Below are 2059 nucleotides of genomic sequence, written 5' to 3'. Positions count from 1 at the left end.
AAACATATAAATTCGTGATTAAAATTTTGTCGCATTTGATATTGCAATTAGCAAAGAAAATATACAAGGTTATCAAGCGTTAATAAATATTGATAATTACAGTCAAAAAATATTTAATAGATAGCAACACAATATAGAAAGGGGAGAGGGACGTTGGATATAAACTCAGTATATTTAGCCCCTGGCTTATACTTCTTTTCTTATTTTTATTATTTAAGTGTGTCTCATGGATTGGGAAATAAGGCCACATTTTTACAATTGCGTCGTTTTTTACCCTGTGCGATTGTAGCCGTACTTCCTATTATGATGGGGCAAGTACCACTGACAGCCCCTTATTTGAGCACCAGTTTACTTACGGGATTCCTCTGGATTACGACGTATCCGTTATTATATTTCATTACATACCGTAAGAGTTCAACAGACTTCGGTTTTCACTTTGATCCCGTGTTTGGCATGTACATTATCGGCTGGATGATGAGTTTGAAGTTATTGGTAATATCTTTAAACTTGTTACCGAATGTATTCATGCCGGTGTTGGCAACGGTTGAGTTTCTAATTTTTATGATTCCGTTTGCTCAATGGGTCTATTACTACCTGTATCGGACCTGTGTGACCGAAGATGGGATGATGATGATACAGGAAACTCATTATAATGAGATTATTGAGTATTTTAAGTCGTTTTCCGTTGGGTTTAACATTATAACCTTTGCCTTAGTAGCAGGGCTCTACGCCTTATTTATTTGGGCTAATTTGGAGTATACGAGTGTGATGCTGGCCTTATGGCAAATTATCTTTTTGGCCGGCCTTAGCCTAGTTCTTGGCATTTATTTGTGGAAAAAACGCAAGGGTGTTTTCATTCGTACGGGTATTGTGGAATTATATTTTGATATTAAAGAATACTTTGAAACCACGATGTTGTATCAGACGAATATGAAAGAGCGCATTAAGGATTTGGAAGTAACTCCATCGGTGCCTGAATTTAAGGAACCATCCACTATTATTTTAGTCATCGGTGAATCCGCATCGCGTGATTATATGTCGGCATTTACGGATTACGAGCATGAAACAACGCCTTGGCTGTCGGCTAAAAAACAGGATTCCCACTTTATTTTGTACCCTAACAGCTATTCCAGTATTCCTCATACCGTATCTTCTTTGGAGCGCGCTTTAACTGAGTTTAATCAATACAATGATAAACAGTTTTACACTTCGTGTTCCATTATTGATATTGCTCATAAAGCAGGCTATACGACGCATTGGTACAGCAATCAGGGGCACTTGGGCTGTGCTGATACACCAGTAACCTTGGTGGCTAATACATCGGGGACTGCCAAATGGACAAAACAGAATCTCAATGAGGTTCAGTATGATGAAATGCTCTTAGAGTATCTTGATGAAATTGATCCTACTAAAAATAACTTTGTAGTAGTTCATTTAAAGGGAAATCACTTCAATTTTATTAATCGCTATCCGCAAAGCTTTGCCAAATTTAGCGAACCGGGTAAATATGATTTGATTAATAATTATATTGATTCGATTGCCTATACGGACTATATTTTGCAAAAGATTTGGGAATACGGTAAGGAAAAGCTCAATATGCAGGCTATGCTGTATTTTTCCGATCATGCCACGATTCCGGATAAAAGACGTTCACCGGACTTCGGCGGTTTTGGGACCGTGCGCATTCCGATGTTTACGTATTTTTCAGATAATTATATTGAAAAATATCCTGAAACGTATCAAGCCTTATTGGACAATAAAAATAAATACTTCACCAATGACTTGGCCTATGAATTGGTGTGCGGCATTCTCAACATAAAATCTAATCACTATGATGAAACCAATAGCTTAGCATCTCCGTTATATAAATATACCCGCGATATGTTGAAAACGAACTTGGGGCAGCGTAGTCTCAGTGAAGATGTGGATTAGTAGAATATGTAGAGTGTGTAGCGTTAGAGTATGTAGAGTAATAGAGGATTAATAATAGAATAGAAGTCTTATTAAAGAGTTATAGGACAAAAAGTGTGTGTAAAAAGTGCTGTAAACCTAGATAGAT

The 2059-nt window shown here is 37.1% G+C and carries 1 protein-coding gene; it reads left to right on the top strand.

Annotated features, from left to right (window positions below; translation table 11 throughout):
• The first annotated feature begins 153 nt into the window (after positions 1-153).
• Positions 154-1932, top strand: a complete 1779-nt coding sequence (locus MXE28_RS11365) for a phosphoethanolamine transferase (RefSeq protein WP_226974702.1) — start codon at positions 154-156, stop codon at positions 1930-1932.
• The last annotated feature ends 127 nt before the right edge of the window (positions 1933-2059 follow it).

This window comes from Veillonella sp. KGMB01456, assembly GCF_023051165.1.
Taxonomy (GTDB): Bacteria; Bacillota; Negativicutes; order Veillonellales; family Veillonellaceae; genus Veillonella_A.
The sequence above is the reverse complement of the archived record's forward strand: the minus strand, read 5'-3'. Positions and strand labels throughout refer to the sequence as shown.